The sequence below is a fragment of the Corynebacterium sp. HMSC074C01 genome (genome assembly GCF_001814605.1).
GTDB lineage: Bacteria > Actinomycetota > Actinomycetes > Mycobacteriales > Mycobacteriaceae > Corynebacterium.
This window is the reverse complement of the sequence record NZ_KV817280.1, coordinates 38,004-59,412: the sequence shown is the minus strand read 5'-3', so window position 1 is coordinate 59,412 and position 21,409 is coordinate 38,004. Positions and strand designations below refer to the sequence as shown.

The following is a 21,409-nucleotide window of genomic DNA, read 5'->3' as shown; positions in this document are numbered from 1 at the left end:
GACACGAGTCCATGAATAGTTCTGCGGCTGATGCCGTGGTGACGGAAGCATCGCTGATGATTTCCCGCCGCTATGGCGGCGAGCCTGAGCTGAGTGACATTCAACAGCTCACCGGCTCGGGCAATGCTGTGGTACTTCGTGCCCGCACGACACCAAGTGCCTTCTTTCCACATCGGTCGGTCGTCATCAAGTACAACCCGGTCACCGGGCACACTATTGATGACGCTGCGCTTCTACGCGAAGTGGTGGCCTATCAATTCACCACGGCGCTGTCTGAAGAGGTCCGCCCAGGCCCAGTCCTGCTTGCGCACGATGTGGAAAAGCGCATCCTCGTGCTTACCGACGCCGGCGATGGCGACACCTTGGCGGATACCCTCGCCCACAGCAGCGATGAGGATCGCGGTGAGCTGCTCCGATCCCTGGGCAGCGCGCTGGGCAAGATGCACGCAGGAACGGCGGGGCGCGAAGAGGATTACGAGGCCCTGCTGAACCGTCAGCTGCGCCGGCATCCCGAATATGCTGAGCACCAGGCGCTGCGTGATGATTCGCTGAAGCGCTCCATTATGATCGGCGCTGACATTCTCAGTGAGGCCGGACTGGAACCGCCGGAGCACGTCCGCGACTTGGCTCGCAGCGCCATGCAGAGCTTTAGCTCTGGCCGCAACCGCGCTTTTACTCCCTTCGATCTGTCCCCAGACAACATCATTGCGGGGACAACGTTGACCTTCCTGGATTATGAGTGGGCTGGTTTCCGTAACGTTGGTTTCGACGTGGCCTGCGTTGTTGCTGGCTTCCCGCAATTCCTGTTCTCACGGCCGATTACTGATAGTGAAGCGGATGTCTTCATCCAAGCCTGGCAGCGCCGCATCGTCGATGTATGGCCCCAGTTTGCTGATGAGAAGACACTGCATGAATTGCTCGTGGCCTGCCTCATCGGTTGGGCTCTGTCGAGCGTGACAACCATGTATGCCGGTGGGATCGAAGGTGTTGTAGCTCTGGCGGAGGGCAATGCCGAGATTTATCGTGACCCGCGTCGCTCGCTGCTTCGCCGCTCCGATCAAGGGCCCTTCACCGAAGATGAGGCCCTCATCCGCCGTGATCTTTATGAAACCTTCGAGGCGCTGTCGCGGTTTGCCGCGCAGTGCAAGAATGATGGATGCTCCGCGGTGGCCGCATTTGGCCGCGCAGTAGCTTCCCGTCTCCGGGAGTCCTGATGGGGCAGGAGTCACTCTTCGGCGATGACCAGTCAGCGCCACGCCTGCCGGGTGGCCCCGATATGTTTGCAACTCATTCCGGCTCACCCCTTGCCGCTCGTATGCGGCCGCAGAGCCTTGATGAAGTGGTGGGGCAGAAGCACCTACTGGAGCCGGGGACCCCGTTGCGCCGGCTGGTGGAGGGCTCGGGGGAGGCCTCAGTCATCCTCTACGGCCCGCCGGGAACCGGAAAGACAACGCTAGCCTCCCTCATCGCTTCCTCCTTGGGGGATAACTTCATTGGGCTTTCTGCCCTAGACTCTGGGGTTAAGCAAGTCCGCGAAGTGATTACTCATGCGCGCCGCGAGCTCATCGAGGGCCGCCGCACGGTGCTCTTTATCGATGAGGTACATCGCTTCTCCAAAACCCAGCAGGATGCATTGCTGGCTGCCGTGGAGAACCGCACTGTCCTTCTCGTGGCCGCGACCACCGAGAATCCTTCGTTCTCTGTGGTGGCGCCGCTGCTTTCGCGTTCGCTGCTGCTGCACTTGGAGCCGCTTGACGACGCCTCCCTCCGCAGCCTCGCGGAACGGGCGCTGAGGAGTGAGCGCGGTTTGGCGGGGCGAATAACCGCATCGGAAGACGCTTTGGATCAGCTGGTGCTGCTCGCCGGCGGTGATGCGCGACGCACGCTGACCTATCTCGAGGCGGCTGCCGAAGCGGTACCGGATGGCGGCGAGCTCACCGTCGACATTCTCAAAGACAACGTCAACCGCGCGGTGGTGCGCTATGACCGTGACGGGGACCAACACTATGACGTTGTCTCCGCCTTTATTAAGTCCATCCGCGGCTCCGACGTGGACGCAGCGTTGCACTACCTCGCCCGCATGATTGAGGCCGGTGAAGACCCACGCTTCATCGCGCGCCGGCTCATCGTGCATGCCTCCGAAGACATCGGGATGGCGGATCCCACCGCTTTGCCCACCGCCGTGGCCGCGGCGGAGGCTGCGGCCCTGATTGGCCTGCCCGAGGCGCGCATTCCGCTGGCGCAGGCCACAATCCACCTGGCCACGGCGCCGAAGTCGAACTCTGTTATTAATGCCATCAACGCCGCCCAAGCCGATGTCCAGGCCGGTAAGAGCGGGCACGTGCCCGCGCACCTGCGCGACGGTCACTACGAGGGGGCTAAGCGCTTGGGAAACGCCGTCGGCTACCAGTACCCGCACGATGATCCACGCGGTGTGCTAGCCCAGCAGTATTTGCCGGAGACGCTGGCTGATGCCGAGTATTATCAGCCCACCGACCACGGCGCGGAAAAACGGGTGCGCGAGTACCTGGGGAGGTTGCGGGACATCATCCGGGGGCGGCGTCGCTAAGCACAGCACCGGACGGGTAAAGTTGAGCGCTGACTAGAAACCATTCAACAGTGAAGGACTTTTGCTCGTGAAGACTCATGAGATCCGGGAACGCTTTACCCAGCACTTCGTCAAGGCCGGCCACGAGGCTGTGCCCAGCGCATCGCTGATCCTGGATGACCCGAACCTGCTCTTCGTCAACGCCGGCATGGTTCCCTTCAAGCCCTACTTCTTGGGCCAGCAGAACCCGCCTTTTGCTAACGGTACGGCGACCTCTATCCAGAAATGCGTGCGCACCTTGGATATCGAGGAAGTAGGCATCACCCCCCGCCACAACACCTTCTTCCAGATGGCAGGCAACTTCTCCTTTGGCCAGTACTTCAAGGAGGGGGCCATTACCCACGCCTGGAACCTTCTGACGAACTCGGTAGAGGATGGCGGCTTGGGGCTCGACCCCGAGCGTTTATGGGTCACGGTCTACCTCGATGACGATGAGGCAGCTGATATCTGGCACAACAAGATCGGCGTTCCCCGCGAGCGCATCCAGCGCCTCGGAATGGAGGATAATTACTGGTCCATGGGTATCCCCGGCCCGTGCGGTCCGTGCTCCGAGATCTATTATGACCGCGGTCCGGAATATGGCCAGGACGGTGGTCCCGTCGCGGACGATAACCGCTACATGGAGATCTGGAACTTGGTCTTCATGCAGAACGAGCGCGGCGAAGGCATCGGCAAGGGCAACTTTGAAATCATTGGTGAGCTGCCCAAGAAGAATATCGATACCGGCATGGGCATCGAGCGCGTCGCCTGCATCCTGCAGGGCGTGGACAATGTTTATGAGACGGATCTGCTGCGCCCGGTTATCGACGTAGCCGAAGAGCTCACCGGTGCGAAGTACGTTCCGGATGCGCCGAAGGAAGACCTGATCCGTTTCCGCGTAGTGGCAGACCACTCGCGCACCGGCATGATGCTCATCTTGGATGGCGTTACCCCCGGTAACGAGGGGCGTGGCTACATTCTGCGTCGCCTGCTTCGTCGCATCATTCGCTCCGCTAAGTTGTTGGGCGCGAAGGGGGCGACCATGGAGCGTTTCATGAACACCATCATGGACACCATGACCCCGTCCTACCCGGAGATCGCAGAAAACCGCGAGCGTATTCTGCGCGTTGCCGTGGCGGAGGAGAAGGCCTTCCTGAAGACGCTGGAGTCGGGCACCAAGCTTTTCGACGAAGCCGTGACCGAGCTGAAGAACACCTCTCGTGCGGCCACTCCGAAGGTCCTCTCCGGCGAGAAGGCTTTTGAACTGCACGATACCTATGGTTTCCCCATCGACTTGACCCTGGAGATGGCGCAGGAAGCCGGTTTGACCGTAGATATGGACGGCTTCGACGCCGCCATGGGCGAGCAGCGCCGCCGTGCCAAGGCTGATAACCAGGCCAAGAAGCATGGTCATGCTGACTTGTCGCTCTACCGCGAGTGGGTGGATAATCACCCGACCCTGTTCACGGGCTATGAAACCTTGGAGTCCGAGGCCAAGGTCATCGGCCTTGTGCGCGATGGCGAGAAGGTCACTGAGGTCGAGACAGGAGACACCGTCGAGGTAATTCTGGACCAGTCGCCGCTCTACGCCGAAGCCGGCGGCCAGACCGCCGACCGGGGCCGCATTATCGCTGGCGAGACCCTCCTTGAGGTCAACGACGTGCAGAAGATCGGCAAGAAGCTGTGGGTCCACAAGGCCACGGTGACCGCCGGCGGCCTTGAGTTGGGCAACGGCGTGACGGCTGCCGTTGATGAACAATGGCGCCACGGCGCCGTGCAGGCGCACTCCGCCACGCACCTCATCCACGCCGCGCTGCGCCAGGTACTGGGCCCGACTGCAGTCCAGGCTGGTTCCTTGAACCGTCCGGGCTACCTGCGCTTTGACTTCAACTACACCGACCAGCTCACCCAGGAGCAGCTCGATGAGATCGCTTTGGTGACTAACCAGGCAGTGGACCAGCACTTCCCGGTCAATACCATCGAGACCTCCTTGGACAAGGCCAAGGAGATGGGCGCGATGGCCCTCTTTGGTGAGAACTACGGTTCTGAGGTCCGCGTCGTGGAGATGGGCGGACCCTTTTCCATCGAGCTTTGTGGTGGTACGCACGTAAAGAACACCGCAGAGATCGGCCCGGTGTCTGTCCTCGGCGAATCCTCCGTGGGCTCGGGCGCGCGCCGTATCGAGGCTTATTCGGGCCTGGATGCATTCCGCTACTACTCGAAGGAGACCGCCCTCGTAGAGGGGGTCTCCCGCGAGCTCAAAGTCCAGACTGAGGACCTGCCGGAGCGCATCGCGCAGTTGACGGAGAAGCTCAAAGCCGCTGAGAAGCAAATTGCCGAGCTTCACAAGGCCCGGCTCATGTCCCAGACCGCGGAGATGATCTCGACGGCGAAGACCATCAACGATTTCACCCTCGTGGCTGCCAAGCTACCAAAGGGCGTGAACGGCGGTGACCTGCGTACGCTGGCCTCCGATATCAAGAACCGCCTCGGCGATGTCGCTGCTGTGGTCGTCTTGGCGTCGGAGAATGAGGGCGGCAAGTTGCCATTCATCGTGGGGGCTACCAAGGCTGCCAACGAACGTGGTGTCAAGGCTGGGGACTTGGTTAAAGTGGTTTCCGGCTATGTTGACGGCAAGGGTGGCGGTAAGCCCGATATGGCACAAGGCTCCGGCGCCAACGTCGAAGGCCTCCAGCAGGCCTTCGACTCCGTCCGTGATGAGCTCGAAGCCCACTAACGAGCGCGCCTTAATTGGCGTGCAGTTGTAGCTGACTCGCAGAACCAGGAGGAGCACGATGGCCGTAGAACCCGACAAACCAGGTGTGGACGATCCCGGCCCGGGGCGCCGATTGGGCCTCGATGTCGGTACCGTCCGTATCGGCGTGGCGGTATCTGACCGGGACGCGCGCTTGGCCATGCCGGTCGAAACCGTCCGGCGTGAGACCGGGTTTAAGGATCGCGACAAGGGCGATATTGACCGTTTGCTTGACCTGATCCATGAGTATGACGCCGTCGAGGTGGCTGTTGGTTTGCCGCGTGATCTCAAAGGCAATGGCTCATCAAGTGTTAAACATGCCAAGGAAATCGCGTTTCGTATCCGCCGCCGCTTGGCAAAAGATGACAGGATGAAGGAACCTCCGCCCGTGCGAATGGTGGATGAGCGCCTCACTACGGTGGTGGCAACCTCTGCTTTGCGGGCCTCTGGCGTGTCAGAGAAGCGTGGCCGCTCGGTCATTGACCAAGCGGCCGCGGTGGAAATTTTGCAGTCCTGGCTGGATGCGCGCCATTTCGCGTTGAACGGCCACAGCCCTTCAAACGTAGGAGACGAAGTACGTGAGCCGTAAACCTTCACGCATCGGACGCTCGATGGAACCTCAATATGTCAAGCGCCGTCAGCGCGGCATGGCCGTGCTCATTGCGAGCTTGGTCCTCATCATCGGTGGACTCGGCTACATCGGTTTCCGCCTGTTGGGAGGAGGCAGCACCTTGGACTACGAGGGACAAGGTAATGGAGTAACCCAGCTCGTTCAGGTCCCAGAAGGCTCATCCATGGGTGAACTGGCACCCGAGCTGGCAGAAAAGAACGTGGTGAAGACATCCGAAGCTTTCTCCTCAGCGGCCAACTCCAACCCACGCGCAAGCCAAATCAAGCCCGGCTTCTACCGTCTCCAGGAGGAGATGAGCGCGAAGGCAGCCGTCGAAGCGCTGCTCGATGAAGCTAATATGGTGGACCTCCTCGACGTCCAAGGCGGTGCAACGCTGCTCGATGTCAATGTGCTCGGCGGTGATGTTCGCTACGGCATTTACTCCTTGATTTCCCAGGTTTCGTGTAAGGAAGGCGGCTGCGTTTCCGCTGAAGAGCTCGAGAAGATTGCGGCCACCGTGGACCCGGCTGAGCTGGGCGCACCGGAGTGGGCCCTGGAAGAGGTTCGCGCACGAGGCGAGGACCCGAAGCGCCTTGAGGGGCTGATTGCCCCAGGCCAGTATGTGCTCGACCCGAACATGGATGCCCAGGAGATTCTGACGGATCTGATCACCCGCTCGACGAAGAAGTACAACGACACCAACATCGTTGACCGCGCCCAAGCAATTGGTTTGAAGCCCTATGAGCTTCTGACTGCGGCTTCCCTGGTGGAGCGCGAGTCCCCGGCTGGTGAATTCGACAAGGTTGCTCGAGTGATCCTCAACCGTCTCGATGAGCCGATGCGCCTGGAGTTGGACTCCACCGTGAACTATGGCCTCGAGGACGTGGAGCTGGCCACCACCGATGAGGACCGCCACCGCGAGACGCCATGGAATACCTATGCCAAGGACGGTCTTCCTGATTCGCCGATTGCCTCTCCTTCGGAGGAAGCTATCCAGGCCATGGAGAACCCAGCGGAAGGTAACTGGCTCTTCTTTGTCACCGTCGATGACAAGGGCACCACGGTGTTTACCGATAACTACGATGAGCACCTCGCCAACGTTGATGATGCGGTGCGCTCCGGCATCCTGGACAGCCAGCGCGAGGCCGTTGGTGAGGCACCGGCCGAGGAGCAGTAATCTGATGCCGCGCGCCGCAGTCTTGGGCAGCCCCATTGCCCACTCGCTTTCACCAGTCCTGCATAACGCAGGGTATGAGGCCTTGAGCCTGAAGGAGTGGGACTATACCAAGCATGAGGTGACGGACTTGCCCGCCTTCCTCGCCGAAGTAGGCGAGGAGTACTGCGGTTTCTCCGTCACCATGCCGCTCAAGTTCGATGCCCTCGCCTGTGCTGATATCGTCAGCGATCGAGCTGAGCTCATCGGCTCCGCGAACACCTTGGTGCGCACCTCGGAAGGGTGGCGCGCGGATAACACGGATACCGAAGGCGTGCTGGGCGCGCTGGATGAGCTTCTGGGCTCTTCCCAGCCGTCTTCGGCGCTGCTCATCGGCGCCGGCGGTACCGCGCGGCCGGTCCTGTGGGGTCTGGCTCAGCGCGGCGTGAAGCATGTTACCGTGTTGAATCGCTCCGACCGTTTAGCAGAGCTGCGCCCGCTCGCTGAGGCCCTCGGTCTCACGCTCTATGCGGCAGACTTCGAGGATGATCTAGCAGGGCTTGCGAGAGCAGCAGATCTCCTTGTCTCCACCGTGCCCTCTGCTGCGGTGGAGGGATACCTGACGCAGCTGGCCAAGGCGCCGGTCTTTGACGTTATTTACGATCCGTGGCCTACTCCGCTCACAGTGTATGCGGCCGCTGATGGCTACCCGACCGTCGGCGGGCACATCATGCTGGCGAACCAGGCCTATTCACAGTTTGAGCAATTTACCGGGCACACCGCCCCGCGGGCAGAGATGCTGGCGGCGCTCAACAAGGCGCTCAAGCTGCTCTAAGCAATTCCCCGCAGCTTACCGCGTGCGTCTTGTCCGCCCACGCGGTAGGCTGCGGGACCATGGGGGACGTGCTTTTCTTGGCGTGGGGGTGCACCTTAATTATTTATGACCTGCGTTTCAAACGCCTGCCTAACTATTTGACCCTGCCTGCCGCCGTACTGTCGCTGTGGTGGTTCGACCCTGCCGGGCTGCTGTGGCCAGGACTTTATATTCTGGTTGCCTTGCTGAGCCGTGCCGGAAGCGTGGGCGGGGGAGACCTAAAGCTGGCGCTGCCGCTAGGAATGGTGACCGCCCATGCGGCGGGAGTACCGGGGGTCGCGCTGGCGATGATGGGGGCGTCGTTAAGCACGGTGCTCTGGGGCTATATAGCCAGGGATAGGACACCTGCGCATGGACCCGGGATGCTGATTGCCGCAGGACTTGTCGTGATATTTTGCCCCGACACGGTGTAATAGTCGGCCTAGTGGCCCCGAAGGAAACCCTGGCGTGTGATAATAGTCCGCATGCTTCGTTGGACTACCGCAGGTGAATCTCACGGCCAGGCACTCGTTGCACTCATTGAGCACATGCCAGCCGGGGTTCCCATTTCTCAAGACGATATTGCTCTCCAGCTCTCTCGCCGCCGCCTCGGCTATGGCCGGGGCGCCCGCATGAAGTTCGAGGCCGATGATCTCACTCTGCTCAGCGGCATCCGCCACGGTCTTACCCTGGGAAGCCCCATCGCGATCATGATCGGCAACACGGAGTGGCCAAAGTGGACTACCATCATGTCGCCCGAGGCCTTGGATCTTGAGGACCCAGAGGTCGCTAAAGCTATGGCCTCCGGTCGCGGTGCCCCGCTGACTCGCCCGCGTCCCGGTCACGCCGATTTCGCTGGAATGGTGAAGTTTGATCACTCCGAGGCTCGCCCCATCTTGGAGCGCTCCTCCGCGCGTGAAACCGCTGCTCGCGTGGCCGCAGCCACGGTCGCGCGCAACTTCCTCCGCGAAACCCTGGGAGTCGAGGTGCTGTCCCACGTCATCTCCATTGGTGCCTCTGAACCTTATGAGGGCCCGCACCCTAGCTTCGCGGACCTTGAGGCTATTGATGCTTCACCGGTACGTGCCTGCGATAAGGCCGCAGAGGAATCGATGATTTCAGAAATCGAGACCGCCAAGAAGCAGGGCGATACCCTCGGCGGCATCGTAGAGGTCATCGTGGAGGGCTTGCCGATTGGCTTGGGCTCGCACACCTCGGGTGAAGACCGCCTCGACGCACAGCTCGCCGCCGCCTTGATGGGTATTCAGGCGATCAAGGGCGTCGAGGTCGGCGATGGTTTCGCTGAGGCCCGCCGCCGCGGTAGCGAGGCACACGATGAAATGGTCCGCACTGACAATGGTGTGGATCGTGAGACCAACCGCGCTGGTGGTCTGGAAGGCGGTATGACCAACGGCCAGACGCTGCGTTTGCGTGCGGCGATGAAGCCGATTTCCACGGTCCCGCGTGCCCTGAAGACCGTTGATATGTCCACCGGTGGGGCAGCCACTGCCATCCATCAGCGTTCTGATGTCTGCGCAGTTCCAGCGGCTGGTGTAGTGGCCGAAGCCATGGTAGCTCTCGTCCTTGCGCGTGCCGTGTTGGAGAAATTTGGTGGCGATAGCTTGGCCGAGACCAAGCGAAACATTGCTGCCTACCAGGATTACGTGGCTAGCCGCCTGGATTGGGGTGAGGCATGAACTCCCCGCACGTCGTTCTCGTAGGGCCTCCCGGTTCCGGAAAGACCACGATTGGCAGGCGCCTCTCCCGGGCGCTGAACTGCGAGGTTGTTGACTCCGATGCCCTTATCGAGGCCCGCTACGGCAAGGCTTGCGGCGAGGTTTTCTCTGAGCTGGGTGAACCAGCATTCCGTGAGGTCGAAGCCGAAGTAGTGCGCGAGGCACTCGCCACTACTGGTGTGGTGAGTTTAGGCGGCGGGGCAGTACTGACTGAATCCACGCGAGCCCTGCTCGATGGCCTGACTGTTGTATTCCTTGATATCACTCCCGAAGAAGGCGTAACCCGCACGCTGGGGGATAGCAACCGACCTGTGCTGGAGTCTGCGGACCCGCTGGCGCACTACACCCAGCTTTTGGAAGCGCGCCGGCCCCTCTACAGCGAGGTGGCTGACCTAAAGGTGCGCACGGGTGTGCGCTCCCCGCAGCAGGTGGTGGGTGACATCTTGAGCTTCCTCGAAACCTTCTAGGAAAACGAACCTTCTTTACCCGCTACATGTCAACGCCTCACGAACCTTGCCACCCCAGCCAAAGGAGCACCACCCATGCACACCATTGCTGTTAATGGACCATCACCTTATGAGGTCACTCTTGGCAGTGGCCTGAGTACCGCCATGATTAAGCGCGCCGCGGCGATTGGTGCGGCTAAGGTCGCAATCATCCACCAACCGCCGCTCGCGCAAGCTGCCCATGACCTAGTTGAACAGGCTCGAGCACAGGGGATTAAAGCCACCTCAGTTGCGGTCCCCGATGCCGAAGCCGCAAAGCAGCTCGACGTGCTCGCTCGCTTGTGGGATATTTTCGGCGAGGCAGGGTTTAGTCGCCGTGACGCAGTCATTGGCCTAGGCGGTGGTGCGGTGACAGACCTGGCTGGGTTTGCTGCGGCCACGTGGATGCGCGGTATCCCGGTGATTCAGGCACCGACGACGTTGCTCGCCATGGTGGATGCCGCCGTGGGCGGCAAAACCGGCATCAACACCGCCGCGGGAAAGAACCTGGTTGGGGCTTTCCACGAGCCGGACTCAGTCTTTGTTGATCTGGATCATTTGCGCACGCTACCGGCCGACGAAATAGTCGCCGGTTCTGCAGAAATCATCAAGACTGGCTTCATCCATGACCCGCAGATCATTGAGCACTACCTGAAGGATGCCGCTGCATGTCTTGAGCCCGACGGCCTGCTGCCGGAGCTCATCGAGCGTTCTATTGCGGTCAAGGCACACGTGGTGGGCCAGGACTTGAAGGAATCCGGGCTGCGCGAGACCCTCAATTACGGTCACACCTTCGGCCACGCAGTGGAGCGTCGCGAGAATTACTCGTGGCGCCACGGCCGCGCGGTGGCGGTGGGAATGATGTTCATTGCTCACCTATCCCACGCGCGCGGGCTTATCGATGCCAACCTCGTGGCCACGCACCGCGACATCTTGACCCGGATCGGGCTGCCGACCACTTATGAGCAGGGACATTTCGAGGAGCTGCTGGATGCAATGCGCCATGACAAGAAAAACCGCGGCGGCCACATCCGCTTTGTAGCGCTCACCGGGATCGGGGAAACCACGCGATTGGAAGATGCCACTGATGAGGAGCTGCGCGCAGCCTACGCGCAGCTCACCGCTTAGGAATTTAAGGAGTTCGCCATGACTATTCTCGTCCTCAACGGCCCGAACCTTAACCGCCTGGGCAAGCGCCAGCCAGAAATCTATGGCAGCGAAACCTTGGAGGATATAGAGACTCGCGTCCGTGCGGCGGCGGGGGAGGAAGAGATCGTCTTCTTCCAATCCAACCACGAGGGCGAACTCATTGAACAGGTGCATCGCGCTGCCGATGAGGGCTGGCCGGTCATCATCAACCCGGGTGGTTTTACACATACCTCGGTGGCCCTGCGTGATGCCTTGGCGGAGGTAGCCGATGGCCCAGGATTCGTTGAGGTACACCTCTCCAATGTGCATGCGCGGGAAGCGTTCCGGCAGCACTCTTACATAAGCCCCATCGCTCGCGGTGTTATTGCGGGCCTCGGTTCTTATGGCTATGTCGCGGCACTGGGGTACTTCCTGGCGCATTAGCTATCATGAAGTATCGCTTGAATTGATTGGAGTGGTTCTCTCATGGCATTAGCCGATACTCGTTATAGCAACCGCCGCCGCAAGCTCATGACTGAGCTGACTGGTCAGCGCATTGACGCCATTATCGTTACCCACCTGACGCACGTGCGTTACTTGACCGGGTTCTCGGGGTCGAATGGTGGACTGCTGTTGCGCAAGGACCTCTCCGCGCTCATGGCAACGGACGGTCGCTATACCACGCAGATCGCCGAAGAGGTTCCAGACATTGAAGCCAGCCTCGGTCGCGATGTGGGCCCGCACTTGCTGGGGCAGGTTTCCCAAGATCTACGCGTGGGCTATGAAGCCGACTACCTCACCGTCTCACAACTGGAGCGTCTGGAGAAGGCGAAGCCGGAGGGCGTGACGCTGGTACCGGTCACCGGCGTGATTGAGAAGATCCGCTTGGTCAAGGATCGTGTTGAGCTGCAGAAGCTCGAGGAAATCGCTGCCCTGGCAAATCAGGCACTCACCGATCTCGTGGAGGCCGGGGAGGTTGCCGCTGGGCGCACGGAACGTCAGGTCGCTGCTGATTTGGAGTACCGCATGCGCATGCTCGGTTCGGAACGTGTGAGCTTTGACACCATTGTGGCTTCCGGTGAGAACTCCGCTAAGCCACACCACGGCGCGGATGACCGCGAGTTGCGCAAGGGAGATTTGGTCACGATCGACTTCGGAGCCCACCTGCGCGGCTTTAACTCCGACTGCACCCGCACCTTCGTTATCGGTGAGGTCACTGACTTCGCCCGTGAAATCTACGACATTGTCCTGCGCGCCCAGGAAGCTGGCGTGAAGGCGGCGGTGCCAGGTGCCAAGCTTGTCGACGTCGACGCGGCCTGCCGTGACATCATCACTGAGGCCGGCTATGGCGAGTATTTCGTTCACTCGACTGGCCACGGCATCGGCCTCGACGTGCACGAAGGACCCTCCGCTGCGCAAACCGGCAAGGGCGAGCTGGCCGAAGGAATGACGCTGACCATTGAGCCGGGCATCTACGTTCCGGGTAAGGGCGGTGTACGTATTGAGGACAGCCTCTTTATCACCTCAGGGGCGCCAAAGATCATCACGGCCTATCCGAAGGAACTTCAGGTGCTGTAGCCAGCACCCCTTCGCGCCGCTGGTGCGGCGCGTGAGGTATGCTTAGACACTGTTTTCATAGTTTCGACTACAAGTAATTTGGGAGAGTCATTTCATGGCAGATACCACTGATTTCAAGAACGGCCTCGTTCTGAAGATCGACAACAAGCTGCAGCAGATCGTTGAATTCCAGCACGTCAAGCCTGGCAAGGGTCCTGCATTCGTGCGTACCAAGCTCAAGGATGTGGTCTCTGGCAAGGTCACCGACAAGACCTTTAACGCTGGCGTGAAGGTGGAGACCGCCAACGTTGACCGCCGCGACATGACCTACCTGTACAACGATGGCCAGAACTACGTGGTCATGGATGATAAGACCTACGAGCAGTACGAGCTGCCGTTTGATAAGTTCGGCGACGCTGGCAAGTTCCTCCTGGAAAACATGCGCGTGCAGGTCTCCTTCCATGACGGCGAGGCTCTGTTCGGCGAGCTGCCGATCTCCGTTGACCTGAAGGTTGAGCACACCGAGCCGGGTCTGCAGGGTGACCGCTCCAACGGCGGCACCAAGCCGGCGACACTCGAGACCGGCGCCGAGATCCAGGTTCCGCTGTTCATCGAGATCGGAAACGTTCTTAAGATCGATACCCGTACCGGCGAATACCTCTCCCGCGTCAACAACTAAAATGACCCAACCAGAGCCAAACTATAAGCGGCACACCGCGCGCTACCGCGCGCGCCGCCGAGCTGCGGATATTCTCTTCGAGGCAGAATCACGCGACGTTGATCCGGTAGCTATCGTGGAAGACCGCGTCGAGCTTGCTCGTGATCCGGAAAACGGCGTGGCGCCGATCGCGGACTACACCCGCGAAATTGTCAGTGGAGCAGCTGAAGAGCTGGATGCCATCGACGATGCGATTGCTCGTTACCTCTCCAGCGAGTGGTCGCTCGAGCGCATTCCCGCCGTTGACCGCGCGATCATGCGCGTATCGGTATGGGAAATCCTCTTCAACGCGGATGTTCCGAACGCTACCGCGCTTGTTGAAGGCGTGGAGCTTGCTTCCGAATACTCTAATGACAAGGCCGCGCCTTATATCCACGCGGTGCTGGATGACGTCATCCAATCCCAGTCTGCGGATAGCCCGATGGCCTCGGCCTCTTCCGAGGAGTCCGAAGAGCCCGCTGAGACTGCGGAAGACGAAGGCGACTCCGAGTAGAGCCCACGTCTTTCCCTGAAGCCCGAAACTCCGGCCAGTTACCCTTTGCGGACTGGCCGGAGTTTTGTCTTGGACGGGTTCAAGTAGAGAACTGCCCAAGCGTTCTACAAGAGCGAAGAGAGGAAATCCTTCGTCCGTTGGTGCTGAGGATTGTCCAAGACCTGCTCCGGGGTGCCGGTTTCGATGACGCTGCCGCCGTCCATGAAGACGATGTTGTCGGCGACCTCCCGGGCAAAGCCCATCTCGTGGGTCACGACGAGCATGGTCATGCCATCGGCGGCAAGTTCCTTCATCACGCGGAGCACCTCACCGACGAGCTCGGGGTCGAGGGCCGAGGTGGGTTCGTCGAAAAGCATGAGCTTCGGGTCCATGGCAACCGCGCGGGCAATGGCGACACGCTGCTGCTGACCACCAGAGAGCTGTACCGGGTAGGCATCCGCCTTGTGCGCGAGGCCAACCTTTTCCAGCAGCTCCATGGCCTTCTTCTTCGCCTGCTCCGGGCTCTGCTTCTTTACCTGGACGGGGGCCTCGATGATGTTCTCCAGCACGGTGCGATGGCTAAACAGATTGAACTGCTGGAAGACCATGCCGATATCTTGGCGCTGGGCTGCAGCTTCCTTCTCGGAGATTTCATAAAGCACGCCATTGCGCTCGCGGAAACCGATGAGTTCGCCGTCGATGTAGAGGCGGCCGGCCGTGACCTTCTCCAGGTGATTACAGCAGCGTAGGAAGGTGGACTTACCGGAACCAGAGGGGCCCAGTAGGCACGTGACCTCGCCAGGCATGACGGTGAGGTCGATACCTTTGAGAACTTCGAGCTGGCCGAAAGACTTGTGCACATTCTGCGCGGAAATCATGGGAGTCGGCATTAGTTCTTTACCTCCGGGATGACAGAGACGTTGCGGGGGATAGTTCCTTCGGCGTCCGCAAGCGCGGCCAGCTGGCGGCCGGTGAGCTCGCGGGTGGCGCCGCGCTCAAAGCGGCGCTCCAAGAAGTACTGGCCCACCATGAGCAGGGAAGTGATGGCCAGGTACCACGTCGCCGCGACCATGAGCAGGGGGATGGGCTCGAAGAGCGCAGCGGAAATGTCCGTGGCGCGGCCAAAAATCTCCGCCGTGTAGGGAATTGCCACGACAAGAGAAGAAGTCTTGAGCAGTGAAATAAACTCGTTGCCAGTCGGCGGGATGATGATGCGCATGGCCTGCGGGAGCACCGTGCGGCGCATGGTCATCCACCAGCCCATTCCCAAGGCCTTGCTGGCTTCCTTTTGGCCCTCCGGAACAGAAGAGATACCGGAGCGGACAATCTCCGCCATGTACGCGGCCTCGTTTAGGCCCAAGCCCAAAACCGACAGGAGGAATGCGTTATTAAGTACCTCGGTGAGGGAAATCTCTGTGAATCCAAGGTTGATGGATTGATAGAGGGCCGAAAGTAGACCCCAGAAGACCAGCTGTACGTAGATTGGGGTGCCACGGAAGAGCCACAGGAAGACCCACGACACGCCACCCAGCACAGGGTTAGGGGACATACGCATCACCGCGAGGGCCGCACCGCCCACGACGCCAATGATCATCGCCAGAATCGTAATAGCAATGGTGTGCAGTGCAGCGGTGGCAATCCGAGTATCGAAAAGATACTGGAAGTAGGTTCCCCATCCGAAGGCTTCATTGCGCGCCGAGGAGATGATGAACCATACGGCAAGCAACGCGAGGAGGGTAGCAAAGACCCAGCGCCAAGGGTGGCGCAGTGGGCGGGCTTCGATCTTTTCTGGGGTAGTCGAAGCCGACGACTCCGACGCTGCTGGGAGAGAGGAGTTAGTCATTGATCGGCCTTTCGTTAATCATTGCGTGTTCGACGAGTCCGTCGTTAACACCCCATTTATCGAGAATTTCGGCGTATGCCCCGGTATCGATGAGATGCTGGAGCGCCGCCGCTACGGCAGGGCCGAGGTCGGAATCCTTCGGGACGGCGAAGCCGTAGGGCGCGGCGTCGAACATCTCGCCGACCATGGACATACGTCCATCTGAGCGGTTGACAGCCCAAGCAGAGACTGGTGAATCTGCTGAGAGCGCATCCGCGCGGCCCATCAAAACCGCAAGAGCGGCGTTATCGCTTGTGTCATAGGGCAGGATGGTCAGATTGCCATCGCAGGCCTCCTGTTTGGGGCGCAGATCGTCGGTCTCCGACACCGTGGTGCGTTGCACCGCGACGGTGAGGCCACAAGGGTTAGATGGGTCTACCTCGTGGGGGCCATCGGTGAGCTTGGCCCACTGAATACCGGCGTAGAGGATGTCGACGAAATCGAAGTTCTCCCGGCGCTCTTCGGTATCGGTGAACCCGGAACCGCCGAGATCAATCTGTCCCGACTGAACCGCCGGCAAGATCATGGAGAAGTCTTTCTCTACCGGCTGGAACTCGAGCCCCAACACTTGGGCGACTGCATTGGCTAGGTCCATTTCCAAGCCGATGATCGAGCCATCGGAATCCTTGAACTCGAAAGGTGCGAATGGTGGGTTCGTGCCCACGGTGAGGACTCCATCTGCGTCCTCATACATCGCGGCAATCTCGGGAACTTTCTCCACGTTGGGCTCGGACCAGCCTTCTGGCAGCGCCGGCTCCTCGTTGGTGACGCAGCCGGAAAGAACAGTAGCGGCAAGTGCTCCGACGACGCCCACGATGCCCGTTTTCTTAATCATGCTTTAACTCTCTTGGTAGCTTGCGGCTTTGCGCCGGTCCACAACGATGAAAATGGCCACGATGATGCCGCCAATCGCGAACATAAGCAGGATGAGCGGTGTGGAAGCATCTTGGTCAGCGCCCCACGGCCACAACGCGCGCAGGGAGCCGAGCATGAAGCCGGCCATGGCCGCGAGGGTGATATCGCGGTGATTATCCAGCAGGTAGTTCAACACCTTGACGAAAGCCGCGAGGCCGCACACCGCGCCGAGTGCGAAGACACCCACGACGATCATGTTGCGGTCCGAGACTGCACCGATGATCGGCGCGTAGAGGCCCATCGTCAGCAAGATAAGGGAGCCTGAGACACCAGGAAGAACGAGCGCACACACAGCCACCATGGCCGCTATGAAGACCACGACAAGGTTGGGGTCTTCTACTGGGGTGGAGGTGAAGCCGGTGACGAAGAAGATTGCGACGGCGGCGATAACAAGCGCGGCGATGGACGCGGGAGAAAAACGCGACATCATGCTCAGTGGCACGACGATGGAGACGGCGACCATGCCGAGGAAGAGGGCGCTGGATAGCGAAACCTGACCCTCCACAAAGTTATGGAGGATCGTGGAGAAACCGAAAACAGCGGCGAACATGCCGACGGCTACGGAGACGAGGAAGCCCCATTCGACCTTCTTGAAACGGCCGGAGATGAGATCATTGGCGTTATGCAAAGCGCGCTCATAGATGCCGACGATGAGCGCAACGGTGCCGCCGGAGATTCCGGGGACTAACTCGGCCATGCCAATGAGGGCGCCGCGAATGGCGTTAAAAAGATAATGCATAAACCGAAAGTAACCTTGACTGTCTACCCGGTGGGATTGCCGTGCCGGGAAGAGTGGGTGAGCAGATGACTTTTTATTCTCTCACCGCACAACAGGCTTATGCAAACTATTCAATTTACGGAAGGTTATACGCCTTTTACATGGGCAGGCGCTTAGCTATCTCGCCGTAGATTGAACCCAAGATGGCGAAGGCAGCGAGGCCTACAAGGCCATCGAGAAGCACAGTGGCGAAAGTGTTGAGCTGCGGATCATCCGAGAAAGCCGCAGATTTACGCAGCTCTTGGTAGTAGGAGGAACCTTCGATCTTGGGAAGGACCTCTTTATTAGCGCTCGATTCTGCAGCGGTAGCCACGGTGGTACCACCCAGAGTAAGGGCAACCGCGGTGCTCAAAGCGATGATAGTGCGACGCATAGAAACGGGTTCCTCTCAGTTGAAAAAACGCTAACACCCCACAACAGACTCTGTTGTGGGGTGACATTGTGCCCCTGGTGAGACTCGAACTCACACTACACGGGTTTTGAATCCGTTGCCTCTGCCAATTGGGCTACAGGGGCGCACAAGCAACGATAGTAGCGCAGTAGACCAACGTGAACCTAATTGCCTGCCTAAGGCCCTCAACGGTGCCGCTCCATGCAACACGTTAGGATGGGCCGGGTGACTACTTCTCAGCCCCGACTCTTGCTCATTGACGGCCACTCCATGGCCTTTCGCGCATTTTATGCACTGCCCGCGGAGAACTTTTCAACCTCGGGCGGCCAGCACACGAACGCTGTGTACGGATTCCTTTCCATGTTGGCGAATATCCTGGCCGAGGAGAAGCCAGACTTCGTCGCTGTAGCTTTCGATGTGGGCCGCAAGACCTTTCGCACTGACATGTTCCCCGAGTACAAGGCGCAGCGTGAGGCCGCCCCCGAAGAGTTCCGCGGCCAAGTTGAGCTCATCCGGGACGTGCTGGAAACGCTGGGAATCACCACGCTCTCGCGCGAGAATTTCGAGGCAGATGACATCGTGGCCACGTTGTCCACCGAGGCGGGCGCAGATTATGAGACCTTCTTGGTCACTGGTGACCGCGACTATCTGCAGCTTGTCGACGACTCCACGACCGTCCTCTATCCCATGCGTGGGGTGTCCAAGCTGCATCGCTTCACTCCAGAGGCGGTGAAGGAGAAGTACGGCCTGAGCCCCAAGCAATACCCAGATTTCGCAGCCCTGCGCGGCGACCCTTCCGATAACCTGCCGTCTGTCCCTAAGGTGGGGGAGAAAACCGCCACGAAGTGGATTACCCAGTATGGCTCCCTCGATGGCCTCATCGAGCATGCCGAAGAAATCAAGGGCGTGGCGGGGCAGAACTTCCGCGATCGCATCGAGCAGGTCAAGCTCAACCGACAGCTCACCCAGATGGTGACGGATATGGACCTAGAGGTCGGCCCGGCGGATTTGGAATTCAAGGGTGCGGTCGCCAACGAAGTCGCGGCACGTTTCGATGAGCTGGAGTTTGGTACCAACTTGCGCGAGCGAGTCTTCAACGCCGTTCCTCATGACGCCGCCGCCGAGGCTGCTGCGGTAGAGGAAGCACCAGAGGTAACGGTGACCGTGGTGGATACACGGCTGACTGAGTGGATCAAGGGCAAGGAACATGTCGCGGTATTCGTGCAGGGCGATGGGACCCCGGGCGCGGGTGATGCTGCGGCACTGGCACTGGTTGATTCCTCCTTTGAGGGCCGCCAGATTGAGTTAGCAGATCTCGATGCTGAGGACGACGCCGCGCTCGCCGCGTGGTTGTCGTCAGATGCGCCGAAGTATTTGCACGAGGCAAAGGCTGCTTGGCACATGCTGGCGGGGCGAGGGATCGAACTGCGCGGAATCGCCCATGACACAGCCCTCGCTGCCTACCTCCTGCGTCCGGGTCAGCGCACGTATGCGTTGACGGACGTGTACCAGCGCCATCTGCAGAAGTCCCTGGGAGCAGCGACAGAGCAGCTTTCCATCTTGGATGAAAACCCGCTGGTGGATCAGGCCGCTGCCATTATGGAACTAGCAGCAGAACTGACGCGTCAACTCCAGGAGATTGACTCCTTCGAGCTGTATACAGACCTTGAGTTGCCACTCGTGAGCATCCTGGCCCAGATGGAGGCCGCTGGTATTGCGGTCGACCGAGACGTCTTGGAAACGCAGCGCGATGCCTTCATTGAGCAGGTCAATGAGCAGGAACGCGCCGCCCGCGAGTTGGCTGGTGATGAATCACTTAATCTGAACTCCCCGAAGCAGTTGCAGGCGGTGCTCTTCGATACCTTCGATATGCCGAAGACGAAGAAGACTAAGACAGGTTATTCGACCGCCGCTAAGGAAATTGAGCAGCTTGCTGCCACGCACCCGCACCCGTTCCTAGACCACCTGCTGGCGCACCGCGAGTACCAGAAGATGAAGACGACGCTGGAGGGGCTCATCAAGACCATTCAGCCAGATGGTCGTATTCATACCACGTTTAATCAGACGGTGACCTCAACCGGACGCTTGTCGTCGACGGAGCCGAACCTGCAGAATATCCCGGTGCGCACGGAGGCTGGACGCCAGATCCGTTCGGCCTTCGTGGTTGGTGAAGGCTACGAGACCTTGATTACGGCTGACTACTCACAGATTGAGATGCGCGTCATGGCGCACCTCTCCGCTGATCCGGGGCTTATTGAGGCCTACCGCGAAGGTGAGGACCTCCACAACTATGTCGGCTCCAAGGTCTTTGACGTTCCGGTGGATGAGGTAACCCCGGAGCTGCGCCGCCGAGTCAAGGCCATGTCCTATGGCTTGGTCTATGGTCTCTCCGCCTTCGGCCTATCGCAACAGCTGGGAATTCCGGCGCGTGAGGCCAAAGAGATTATGGAGAGCTATTTCGAGCGTTTCGGTGGCGTCAAGCGTTACCTCGACGAAGTTGTCGTGCAGGCCCGAAAGGATGGCTACACCTCCACGGTCTTTGGGCGTCGCCGCTACTTACCGGAGCTGAACTCTGATAATCGTGTTGCCCGTGAAAATGCGGAGCGAGCTGCTTTGAATGCACCCATCCAGGGAACTGCAGCAGACATCATCAAGGTGGCCATGATCCGCGTGGACAGGGCGCTTGAAGGTTTAGCATCGCGTGTGCTGCTCCAGGTTCACGATGAGCTTGTCGTGGAGGTGGCTCCCGGCGAAGCGGAGGACGTGCAGCGCATCTTGGAGCGAGAGATGGACAAGGCTATCGGGTTGACTGTGCCCCTTGAAGTCTCCGTTGGTGTGGGTAAGAACTGGGATGCCGCGGCGCACTAGGCCTTAGGTTAAGCCCACCGCGCGCTCGTCCTCGGTGGGCGTGCGGCGCTCGACCAAGCACCCGGCAAGGAGGTCGAATGGGGTTTGTCCCAGCAGCAGGACACTGAGACCGAGGATGCCCAGGATGGTTGCCTCCACGAAGGGGAGTCCTGTCAATGCCAGAAGTGTGAGGAGGAGCCAGCTGTTGCGAACGGCTGCGCTGCCGATTCCGGGATGCTCAGCAATAACCTCTAGCCTCAGCGACCACTTGCCCAGGGAGGTCTGCTTTGCAGCCTCAATCCACACTCGGAAGACGTAGAAGACGAGCGCAAGGGCGACGATGTCATAGACCGCGCCCGCTCGGCCGGTTAGCACTCCATCGGTGATGAGGTTGATAAGCCACTTGAGCGCCACGATGATGGCGGCGGCGAGAAAGGCATCAATCCACCAGGCCACTGTGCGGCGCACGAAAATCCCGAGGCGTTCTAGAAGCATGCCTGTCAGCTTAGTTCGCTGCAGCCGATTGATTCGATACCAGGGGA

The 21,409-nt window shown here is 60.0% G+C and carries 21 protein-coding genes and 1 tRNA gene; 15 read left to right on the top strand and 7 right to left on the bottom strand.

Annotated features, from left to right (window positions below; genetic code table 11):
- The first annotated feature begins 11 nt into the window (after positions 1 to 11).
- The 14 genes from HMPREF2978_RS06870 (at position 12) to nusB (ending at position 14,075) form a co-directional block, all read left to right on the top strand.
- Positions 12 to 1,214 carry a phosphotransferase gene (locus HMPREF2978_RS06870; RefSeq protein WP_246818740.1) on the top strand — a complete coding sequence of 401 codons (1,203 nt, stop codon included), beginning with the start codon at positions 12 to 14 and terminating at the stop codon, positions 1,212 to 1,214.
- Positions 1,214 to 2,569 (top strand): replication-associated recombination protein A, encoded by a 1,356-nt coding sequence (locus HMPREF2978_RS06865; protein ID WP_070527422.1) that lies wholly within the window; start codon positions 1,214 to 1,216, stop codon positions 2,567 to 2,569. The genes HMPREF2978_RS06870 and HMPREF2978_RS06865 overlap by 1 nt, the downstream gene beginning before the upstream one ends.
- A 67-nt stretch (positions 2,570 to 2,636) precedes the next feature.
- Positions 2,637 to 5,324, top strand: a complete 2,688-nt coding sequence (gene alaS / locus HMPREF2978_RS06860) for an alanine--tRNA ligase (RefSeq protein WP_070744756.1) — start codon at positions 2,637 to 2,639, stop codon at positions 5,322 to 5,324.
- A 58-nt stretch (positions 5,325 to 5,382) separates the two neighbouring features.
- Positions 5,383 to 5,931, top strand: coding sequence for a Holliday junction resolvase RuvX (gene ruvX, locus HMPREF2978_RS06855; protein WP_070527428.1), 549 nt, complete (start codon positions 5,383 to 5,385; stop codon positions 5,929 to 5,931).
- Between the two features lie 22 nt (positions 5,932 to 5,953).
- Complete coding sequence (gene mltG / locus HMPREF2978_RS06850) at positions 5,954 to 7,129, top strand: endolytic transglycosylase MltG (protein ID WP_070527621.1); 1,176 nt, start codon at positions 5,954 to 5,956, stop codon at positions 7,127 to 7,129.
- Positions 7,130 to 7,133: 4 nt separating this feature from the next.
- Positions 7,134 to 7,940: a shikimate dehydrogenase gene (locus HMPREF2978_RS06845; protein ID WP_070744751.1), complete on the top strand. Its 807-nt coding sequence runs from the start codon at positions 7,134 to 7,136 to the stop codon at positions 7,938 to 7,940.
- 59 nt (positions 7,941 to 7,999) lie between these two features.
- On the top strand, positions 8,000 to 8,392 hold the full coding sequence (locus HMPREF2978_RS06840; protein ID WP_070527433.1) for a prepilin peptidase: 393 nt from the start codon (positions 8,000 to 8,002) through the stop codon (positions 8,390 to 8,392).
- Between the two features lie 51 nt (positions 8,393 to 8,443).
- The gene (aroC, locus tag HMPREF2978_RS06835; protein WP_070527437.1) at positions 8,444 to 9,655 is read left to right on the top strand and encodes a chorismate synthase; all 1,212 of its coding nucleotides are present in this window, start codon (positions 8,444 to 8,446) and stop codon (positions 9,653 to 9,655) included.
- Positions 9,652 to 10,161: a shikimate kinase gene (locus tag HMPREF2978_RS06830; RefSeq protein ID WP_070527440.1), complete on the top strand. Its 510-nt coding sequence runs from the start codon at positions 9,652 to 9,654 to the stop codon at positions 10,159 to 10,161. The genes aroC and HMPREF2978_RS06830 overlap by 4 nt, the downstream gene beginning before the upstream one ends.
- A gap of 75 nt (positions 10,162 to 10,236) precedes the next feature.
- Complete coding sequence (gene aroB, locus HMPREF2978_RS06825) at positions 10,237 to 11,307, top strand: 3-dehydroquinate synthase (RefSeq protein WP_070527443.1); 1,071 nt, start codon at positions 10,237 to 10,239, stop codon at positions 11,305 to 11,307.
- A gap of 18 nt (positions 11,308 to 11,325) precedes the next feature.
- Entirely contained in the window at positions 11,326 to 11,751 is a 426-nt protein-coding gene (gene aroQ, locus HMPREF2978_RS13040) for a type II 3-dehydroquinate dehydratase (protein WP_070527446.1), read from the top strand.
- 42 nt (positions 11,752 to 11,793) lie between these two features.
- Positions 11,794 to 12,885, top strand: coding sequence for a M24 family metallopeptidase (locus tag HMPREF2978_RS06815; RefSeq protein ID WP_070527449.1), 1,092 nt, complete (start codon positions 11,794 to 11,796; stop codon positions 12,883 to 12,885).
- A gap of 94 nt (positions 12,886 to 12,979) precedes the next feature.
- A complete protein-coding gene (efp, locus tag HMPREF2978_RS06810) occupies positions 12,980 to 13,543 on the top strand; it encodes an elongation factor P (RefSeq protein ID WP_070527452.1) in 564 nt (187 codons plus the stop codon).
- Between the two features lies 1 nt (position 13,544).
- Positions 13,545 to 14,075: a transcription antitermination factor NusB gene (nusB, locus tag HMPREF2978_RS06805; RefSeq protein ID WP_070744749.1), complete on the top strand. Its 531-nt coding sequence runs from the start codon at positions 13,545 to 13,547 to the stop codon at positions 14,073 to 14,075.
- Between the two features lie 104 nt (positions 14,076 to 14,179).
- Here nusB and HMPREF2978_RS06800 read toward each other — a convergent pair whose 3' ends face one another.
- The 6 genes from HMPREF2978_RS06800 to HMPREF2978_RS06775 all read right to left on the bottom strand — a co-directional run bounded on the left by HMPREF2978_RS06800 (position 14,180) and on the right by HMPREF2978_RS06775 (position 18,145).
- Entirely contained in the window at positions 14,180 to 14,944 is a 765-nt protein-coding gene (locus HMPREF2978_RS06800) for an amino acid ABC transporter ATP-binding protein (RefSeq protein WP_070527457.1), read from the bottom strand.
- Positions 14,944 to 15,897 (bottom strand): amino acid ABC transporter permease, encoded by a 954-nt coding sequence (locus HMPREF2978_RS06795; RefSeq protein ID WP_070527460.1) that lies wholly within the window; start codon positions 15,895 to 15,897, stop codon positions 14,944 to 14,946. The genes HMPREF2978_RS06800 and HMPREF2978_RS06795 overlap by 1 nt, the downstream gene beginning before the upstream one ends.
- Complete coding sequence (locus HMPREF2978_RS06790; protein WP_070744747.1) at positions 15,890 to 16,771, bottom strand: ABC transporter substrate-binding protein; 882 nt, start codon at positions 16,769 to 16,771, stop codon at positions 15,890 to 15,892. The genes HMPREF2978_RS06795 and HMPREF2978_RS06790 overlap by 8 nt, the downstream gene beginning before the upstream one ends.
- A gap of 3 nt (positions 16,772 to 16,774) precedes the next feature.
- Positions 16,775 to 17,590, bottom strand: a complete 816-nt coding sequence (locus tag HMPREF2978_RS06785; RefSeq protein WP_070527466.1) for a DUF368 domain-containing protein — start codon at positions 17,588 to 17,590, stop codon at positions 16,775 to 16,777.
- Positions 17,591 to 17,726: 136 nt separating this feature from the next.
- Positions 17,727 to 18,002: a hypothetical protein gene (locus HMPREF2978_RS06780; RefSeq protein WP_070527469.1), complete on the bottom strand. Its 276-nt coding sequence runs from the start codon at positions 18,000 to 18,002 to the stop codon at positions 17,727 to 17,729.
- 69 nt (positions 18,003 to 18,071) lie between these two features.
- Positions 18,072 to 18,145 (bottom strand) — tRNA-Leu (locus HMPREF2978_RS06775).
- 91 nt (positions 18,146 to 18,236) lie between these two features.
- Between HMPREF2978_RS06775 and polA the strand changes: the two genes are divergently transcribed.
- Complete coding sequence (gene polA, locus HMPREF2978_RS06770) at positions 18,237 to 20,888, top strand: DNA polymerase I (protein WP_070744746.1); 2,652 nt, start codon at positions 18,237 to 18,239, stop codon at positions 20,886 to 20,888.
- Positions 20,889 to 20,891: 3 nt separating this feature from the next.
- Here polA and HMPREF2978_RS06765 read toward each other — a convergent pair whose 3' ends face one another.
- Positions 20,892 to 21,362: an RDD family protein gene (locus HMPREF2978_RS06765; RefSeq protein ID WP_070527474.1), complete on the bottom strand. Its 471-nt coding sequence runs from the start codon at positions 21,360 to 21,362 to the stop codon at positions 20,892 to 20,894.
- Positions 21,363 to 21,409 lie beyond the last annotated feature (47 nt).